This window comes from Bacteroides sp. CAG:633 (genome assembly GCF_000435115.1).
GTDB lineage: Bacteria > Bacteroidota > Bacteroidia > Bacteroidales > Bacteroidaceae > Bacteroides > Bacteroides ndongoniae.
Genome location: NZ_FR883068.1, coordinates 5054 through 12790, shown reverse-complemented (window position 1 = coordinate 12790; position 7737 = coordinate 5054). Strand labels below are relative to the sequence as shown.

The 7737-nt window shown below is 52.1% G+C and carries 3 protein-coding genes and 1 pseudogene; 1 reads left to right on the top strand and 3 read right to left on the bottom strand.

The genetic code is table 11. The annotated features are described in order from the left end of the window. Positions 1–251, bottom strand: a pseudogene (locus QVP67_RS07830) (hypothetical protein); the annotation flags it as partial. A gap of 186 nt (positions 252–437) precedes the next feature. Between QVP67_RS07830 and QVP67_RS07825 the strand changes: the two are divergent. Further along, a complete protein-coding gene (locus tag QVP67_RS07825; protein WP_022163016.1) occupies positions 438–4925 on the top strand; it encodes a hybrid sensor histidine kinase/response regulator transcription factor in 4488 nt (1495 codons plus the stop codon). Between the two features lie 423 nt (positions 4926–5348). Here the strand turns inward: QVP67_RS07825 and QVP67_RS07820 are convergent, their stop codons facing one another. After that, positions 5349–6923: a DUF5123 domain-containing protein gene (locus QVP67_RS07820; protein ID WP_022163015.1), complete on the bottom strand. Its 1575-nt coding sequence runs from the start codon at positions 6921–6923 to the stop codon at positions 5349–5351. Positions 6924–6952: 29 nt separating this feature from the next. Further along, positions 6953–7737, bottom strand: a 785-nt coding sequence (locus tag QVP67_RS07815) for a RagB/SusD family nutrient uptake outer membrane protein (RefSeq protein ID WP_288180020.1), incomplete at its 5' end; no start/stop codon positions are given.

Sequence of the window (7737 nt, the reverse complement as noted above, 5' to 3'; positions counted from 1 at the left end):
ATGTCGCGTGCCTGTAGGCGCCACTGGCCGAAGTCGCGGGTCGGGGCGTTTCCCCAGGCCATGGGGTAGGTGAGCTGCTGTTTGAGCTGTGTGTAGAAGGAAGGCATGTTGCCCGTCACGCCGTAAGACAGGGAATCGCCGGTTTGTGCGGCGGCGTTCAGCATCCAAAATGCGGCGCATAAAAGCAGACTGAGGAATCGTTTCATGATTGTATATCTGATTGGGAGAATTTCGTAAGCAAAACTCGGCAAAGCAGCTGCTTGCCGGATTTCTTGTTTGGGTTTTGGAAAATGGGTTTCCTATGCAAAGATAGAATTTATAGCCTGATTCTTGCTGAAAATAGGCTTTTTTCACTTTTGTAGCGTGCAAGTTTTTTTGATTTGCACTGTCTGTTCTTGTTGAAATCCGTATCTTTACGCCAAAGATTGATTGTGCTTATGAAAAACCTCCTATACACTGTTGTCGGATGCCTGTTGTGTTTGTGGGCATTGCCGGTAAGCGGGCATTCCGATTGTCTGTTCACCCATTACTCGTCCGAGGATGGGCTTTCGCAAAATACCATCATGTCTATCCTGCAGGATAAGAAGGGGAATATGTGGTTCTCCACGTGGGACGGCATCAACAAGTTCGACGGATATTCGTTCAAGACTTATAAGGCACGTCCGAACAACCGCATTGCACTGACCAACAACCGTGTGGACTACATGTACGAAGACGAGTACGGATTTATCTGGCTGCTGACATACGATAATCAGGTGTTCCGTTTCGATCCGCGGACAGAAGTCTTTGAACGTGTTCCGGCAACAGCGGAAACCGGTGCCGACTGCGATGTGAGGGCCGTCAAACTGTTGCAGGGAGGAATCGTATGGCTGCTGGCCGACAAGGGAGGAGCAGTCAGGGTAAGTACCGATGCGACGACATGTCGTTTGTCGTGCGAGTGGTATCGGGAATTGTCGAAACATTTTCCGGCAGTGAGGATGAACGATGTCTATCGTGACTCGTCCGGACACGAATGGCTGCTGACAGACAACGGACTGGGGTTGCTGTCGGCCGATGGCAAGGAGCCCGTATTCTATTTCTCAGGGACGGCGCAGGAGGAAGCCACGAAGGAGCAACCGTTCTACGTCTGTTGCGAGACGGGCAAGGAACTTTTTTTCGGTTCGGACAACGGTCGTGTATGGCGATATCAGAAGGGGGACGGACAGTTCCGTCTGTTGCAGCTTCCCGTTCCTTCGCGGGTTGTGTCCATTCACAGTCTGGGAGGGGATGATTTGTTGCTTGCTACTGCCACAGACGGTTTCTTTGTATGCAATCCGGCTGCCGGAACAAGAAAACATTACGAGGCTTCCCGACTTCCGAAGGCACCTGTCCTGTCGGCCTATCGTGACAAGACGGGAGAAGTCTGGTTCGAACAGGAAGTCTCGGGAACTGTGGCGCACTTCAATCCGCAGACCGGTCAGCTGAAGACCGAAGTTATTGCGGTAGAGCCTACCAGTACCGACCGTTCGCGTCCGGCTTTCCACATTCACGAGGATGTGTACGGAACGGTGTGGGTACATCCATACGGTGGCGGATTCTCGCGTTTCGACAAGCAGGCCAACTGTCTGCGGCCTTTCTACAACAGCCTGTCCGACGGTTGTTGGCGCTTTTCCAATAAGATACATTCCGCTTTTTCCGATCGTCAGGGCAATCTGTGGATGTGTACCCATTCCAAGGGGCTGGAAAAGATAACTTTCCGTCCGGCCCAGTTCAGCCTGTTTACTCCGGTCGCACACAGTTATGAGTCGTTGAGCAACGAGGTGCGTGCCATCTGCGAGGATAGTGACCGCAACCTGTGGGTAGGACTGAAAGACGGCAAGTTGCGGGTGTACAACGAAAAACGTATCTATCAGGGTTATCTGACCGAGGCCGGTACCGTTTCGACTGTGGGGAAACCGATGGAAGGCAATGTCTATTTCCTCTTGCAGGACAGCAAGGACTGTCTGTGGATAGCGACCAAGGGTGACGGCCTTGTCAAGGCTGAGCCGCAGGGCGGAAAGTACCGACTGACGCGCTACCGTTACAGCAAAGACGATATTTACAGCCTGAGCGACAACAATGTATATTGTGTGTACGAGGACAAGCAGGGCCGCATCTGGGTGGCTACCTTCGGTGGAGGAGTCAATTACCTGACACGTGACGAAAGTGGCAGAGAGGTGTTCATGAACCATCGCAACCACCTGAAAGGCTATCCCATAGACAACTGTTACAAGGCGCGTTTCATCACGGGCGACGGTAAGGGCAACATCTGGATTGGCACTACGCTGGGTGCTTTGGTTGTGAAAGACGACTTCAAGTCGGCCGATGAGGCGGTGTTCCATCACTTCCAGCGCATTCCGGAGGATGAGCACAGCCTGAGCAACAACGATGTGCACTGGATTATCTCGACCCGGCAGAACGAACTGTATCTGGCTACCTTCGGCGGCGGACTGAACAAACTGTTATCGCTCGACGGACAGGGAAAGGCGCAGTTCAAGTCGTACAGTGTGGAAAACGGTCTGCCGTCGGACGTGCTGTTGTCCATCCGCGAAGACGGGTCGGGCAACCTGTGGATGAGTACCGAGAACGGCGTCTGCAAGTTTGTGCCTTCGGATGAACGGTTCGAGAACTACAGCGATAAGTCGATTTCTTTCCGGGTGCGTTTCAGCGAAGCGGCTTCGGCCTATACTTCGCAGGGAAAGATGATGTTCGGAGCAAGCGACGGCATTTTCTTTTTCAGTCCCGATTCGATACGGAAGAGTGCTTTCGTGCCGCCTGTCGTATTCTCCAAACTGCTGATTTCGAATAAGGATGTAACTCCTTCGGCGGGTAGCTCCGTGCTGAAGCAAAGTTTGGACGACGTGAGCGAACTGGTATTGTCGCACCGGGAGAACATCTTTACTTTGCAGTACGCGGCACTCGACTATTCGGCTCCCTCCGAGATACAGTATGCCTATATCCTGGAAGGTTTCGAAAAGGCGTGGAACTATGTGGGTACGCAGCGCACCGCCACTTACACCAATCTGCCGAAAGGACACTATACGTTCAAGGTACGCTCGACCAACGCCGACGGGGTGTGGACGGACAATGTGCGTACACTGGAGATAGAAATCGAGCCTTCCTTCTGGGAGACGCCGCTGGCCTACTTCCTGTATGTGTTCTTCTTGCTTGCCGTAGTGGTAACGGCCGTCTACATCCTGTTCACCATCTACCGGCTGAAGCACAAAGTCTCCATCGAACAACAACTGACGAACATGAAGCTTCGCTTCTTTACCGATATATCGCACGAACTGCGTACTCCGCTCACACTGATTGCCGGCCCTGTGGAATATGTGTTGCAGAACACACCGCTGCCCGACGATGCCCGCGAACAGCTGAAAGTAGTGGAACGCAACACCAACCGGATGTTGCGGCTGATCAACCAGATACTGGACTTCCGGAAGATACAGAACCGGAAGATGAAGATGCAGGTGCAGCGGGTGGAAGTGGTACCTTTTATCCGGAAGATTATGGAGAACTTCGAGTCTGTGGCCGAAGAACATCACATCGACTTCCTGCTTGAGGCCGAGAAGGACGACCTCTACCTGTGGGTCGATGCGGACAAGCTGGAAAAGATTGTGTACAACCTGCTGTCCAATGCCTTTAAATACACGCCCGAGGGCAAGATGATTTCCGTCTTTGTGCGCGAGGACGAGAAGACCATCTCCATCGGAGTGCAGGATCAAGGTATTGGCATCGACGAGAACCGCCGCAAGTCGCTCTTCCTGCGTTTCGAGAACCTGGTGGACCACAAACTGTTTGCCCATGCCAGCAGCACCGGTATCGGTCTGTCGCTGGTGAGGGAATTGGTCGAGATGCACAAGGCAATCATTACCGTGGACAGCAAGCTGGGCGAAGGCAGTTGCTTCAGGGTGGACTTCTGTAAAGGGAAAGAACACTATGATGCAACCACCGAATTCCTGCAGGACGATGCTACGGCCGGCATGGCAACGGCCACAACAGAGCGCAGTGACGCACCGGTTGCAAGCGCAGTTCCATCCGAAACGGGAATTGCTCCGGATGGTACAACTGAGACGGAAGACGACAAGGCGGCTGCCCGCGAGACAATGTTGCTGGTGGAGGACAATCCGGAACTTCGCCTGTTCCTGCGCAGCATCTTTGCGGCTGATTATCGCGTGGTGGAGGCCGAAGACGGCGTACAGGGATTGAACAAGGCATTGCAACTGTTGCCCGACATCATCATCAGCGATGTCATGATGCCCGGCATGGACGGCATCGCCATGACGAAAGAGCTGCGTACGGATATGACCACCAGTCACATTCCCATTATCCTGCTTACGGCAAAAACCTCGATTGAGAGCAAGCTCGAAGGATTGGAGTATGGTGCCGACGACTACATCACCAAACCCTTCAGTGCCACTTACCTGAAAGCACGCGTCAAGAATCTGCTGGCCCGTCGGCACAAGTTGCAGGAAGCCTTCCGTCAGGAGTTCATGTCGGCCACAGCCACCGTTTCGACTGCCGGAACCGAGACGGTAGCCGAAGAGAAGCCCAAAGCCGAGATGTCGCCCAACGACCGTAAATTCATGGACAAGCTGGTAGAACTGATGGAAGCCAATATGGACAATGGCGATCTGGTTGTGGACGATCTGGTGCGCGAACTGGCAGTCAGCCGCTCCGTCTTCTTCAAGAAGCTGAAGACACTGACGGGACTGGCACCGGTGGAATTCATCAAAGAAATGCGCATTAACCGTGCCGTCCAGCTGATAGAGACGGGCGAATACTCCATGACGCAGATTTCGTATATGGTCGGCATCAACGATCCGCGCTACTTCAGCAAGTGTTTCAAGGCCAAGATGCAGATGACTCCTACCGAATATCGTGACAAGGTGATGCAGCAGAAATAGACGTTTCCGCCTGCATCGTCTTTTTGTTTTCCTCATAACTCCTTACTAAACAGCATCTGTTGCTGGTTGTTGGGTGGGTATATGCCGGTTGTTATAGCCTTGTATGCTGGTTGTAGCGACTGCATCAACCTTTGCAGTGACGCTGCACCAAGCTTTGCAGTGTTACTGCATTAAGCTTTGCAGTGACACTGCAACCTGGATGCAGCCATTCTGTAACTTAGGTGCAGTAGCTCTGCAACCTGGGTGCAGCAACTCTGTAACCTGGGATTTGTAATCGGACTACCTGCCTTTCTTTGCCACACTTCGGCTGTTGTCCGTCCGCATGCTTTGTGTTTGTCCTTAAAATAAAGGGAGTACATCGTCCGATGTACCCCCTTTCGTCAAACAGGAATCTATATGCTATAGAAGCCTAACAAGTCTTCATCAGTACCAGCGCGGGTCGCCTACCTGATTGTAGATAAGGTCTTCGTTGGTCAGGGTGAAGTCACCGTTGGCGGCATCTGCAAATGCCGGATCGGCTTCGGTGGCTACGGCTGAATGATCGTCTTTGTAAAGGCTTGCCCACAGATTGGGACAGTTATAGTAATAGTTGTTGCTGTATTCGGCACTGGCTTTGAACTTGGAACTTCTGGCCCATGTTCCCGATTCCGTAGCACTTGGGCTTTCTGTTCCTACACCGTATACAAGGCAGCTCTTAACGGTGAGCAGACTGCTGTCGTTGGTCTTGTCCATTTGGAAGAGTCCGCTGTTGTTCGAGTTGTCCAACGTACAGATGTTGTAGAATGTACAGTTCTGGAAGGTGACATTTACCGTGTTGGCTACCTGGCAACGCAGCAGGGTTCTGACTCCGTTGCTGATGGTGGTATTGGTGACAGTGAGCGATTGTAATGAGCCTCCGCGAATGTCGAATCCGTCGCCACCTCCGTCATCGATGCCGTCGATGATACAGTTATTGATGACAATGTCGCCAAATGTACCTTTCGCATTGTTGTACATGATGTGTTTACCCATGTTCCGTATTTCGCATCCTTCAATGGTCAGTGTTCCCAGGTTGGCTGCTGCATCTTTCAGTTCCAGAATGTTGTCCGTATCGCCTTGGCCGTCGAATACGATGTTGGCAAGGGTTATTGAGCTTACCGGTGCGCTTACTGTAAAGCGTCCGTGTACGATAGCCGGGCTGTTGGGGTCGAGTGATGTCAGCGAGAACGACTTGGTAACGGCATAACTTCCTAACTCGTAGTTTGTTCCCATCAGGACAAAGCTTTCTCCCTCTTCGGCTGCATCCAAGGCTGCGGCCAAGTCGGCGTCGGCAGCGATTTGAGTCATGTCGCCGGTATCAATGGCTGTCTTGAAGGTAACGGTGCCACGTGTGCGGCCATTCAGGGTCATTACAGCGGTGTATTCAGTCTGTTCTGTCAGTCCTTCGATGACGGCATATCCGTTGGCTACGTCTTCGGCAGTGACGTTGTAGGTCACAACCGGTGCTGTAGAACCCTCGGCAGGTGTCAGTGTGATAAGGTCGGCAGCCTCTCCGGCCGGCCAGCGCAGTGTAACAGACAATGCGGCAATGTCGGCAGAAGCTACGCTATTGAAGATCTGTTCGGCCAGTGTGGTGGTCGTAAGTTCGGCCCATTTCGAGTCTTCAATGCCTTCGGCCACTGCTTTTACACGCAGCAGGTAGGTGGTTTCGCCCATTGTTCCCGAGCTGATGGTGTACGTAGTGCTCGTAATTCCGCTTTGCTGTACGACGGGAGTACCTTCGGCTGAAGTTCCTTCATACAGTTCCAGCGTATAGCTTTGGGTGCGGTCATCCACTACGCCCCAACTGGCTTCGATGTTCACTTGGTTGCGAATACGTACACTCAGGTCAGTGGGTGACAGAACACGGCTCAGGTTCAGTTCCTGCACCGGATCGATGTCTTCGCAAGATGTTATCAGTGTACCGCCCATGGTCAGTAAGCTTATCATGAAGGCGGTGTATATTATATTTCTTTTCATTGTAGTTTATTGTTTATTAGTCCGTTTATTTAATACCATGAATAGTTCTCAAGCAAGGGGTTGGCATCCAGGTTGTATTGGAAGATCGGCCAGTATGTATATTTGTCCGGGTCGCGTGCATAGAGCGATTCTATTTTGTCGTCGGGCAGGTTGCTGGTACTGATCCATTTGGAAACTTCGCCTTGCGAGTTGGACGAGGTATATTCGTAGCCTTCGGGGTTCTCTTCCGTTTCACCGTGGTTCAAGCCATATATCTGCAGAGCCGTTTCGGCATAGGTCTTTCCGTCTGCTCCGTCGCTGTAGTCCACCATGTTGTAGTACAGGTAAGGATTCAGATCGGCATATTCACCTTGCAGTTCGCGTAAACGGTACATCTTTTCTTTGGCTTCATCCATTTTGGCTTTCAGCAGGTTCCAGCGGATGAGGTCGGCTTTGCGCAGCATTTCGCCACAGAATTCATACGCACGTTCGTCGACGATTGCATCGAACATGGCTTGTTTGCTGGCACTGGCATTGCTGACATAAGTTTCTACTTCGGTAGCCCAATCAGCTGGGTCGAAAGCACGTTGACGTATCTGCTTCAAGTACGGAGCAGCAGCGTTGGGACCATTCAGCTCATTCTCCAGTTCGGCACGCATCAGTATTACGTCGGCATAACGCATGTAGATTTTGTTGATACCGTCATCGGTGGAACTGATGGAAGCGCCTCGTGTCATCCATTCGTAACGCATCTTGCCGAAATACCAGCTTTTGAGTGTACTGAGCTCTTGTACGGCTACTCCGGAGCCGGCATTCTTTTCTACCCACGTGTAGG

Excerpts from the sequence above, each read along its gene's own strand:
- QVP67_RS07820 (WP_022163015.1), bottom strand. The coding sequence starts at position 6,923 with ATGAAAAGAAATATAATATACACCGCCTTCATGATAAGCTTACTGACC.
- QVP67_RS07825 (WP_022163016.1), top strand. The coding sequence starts at position 438 with ATGAAAAACCTCCTATACACTGTTGTCGGATGCCTGTTGTGTTTGTGG.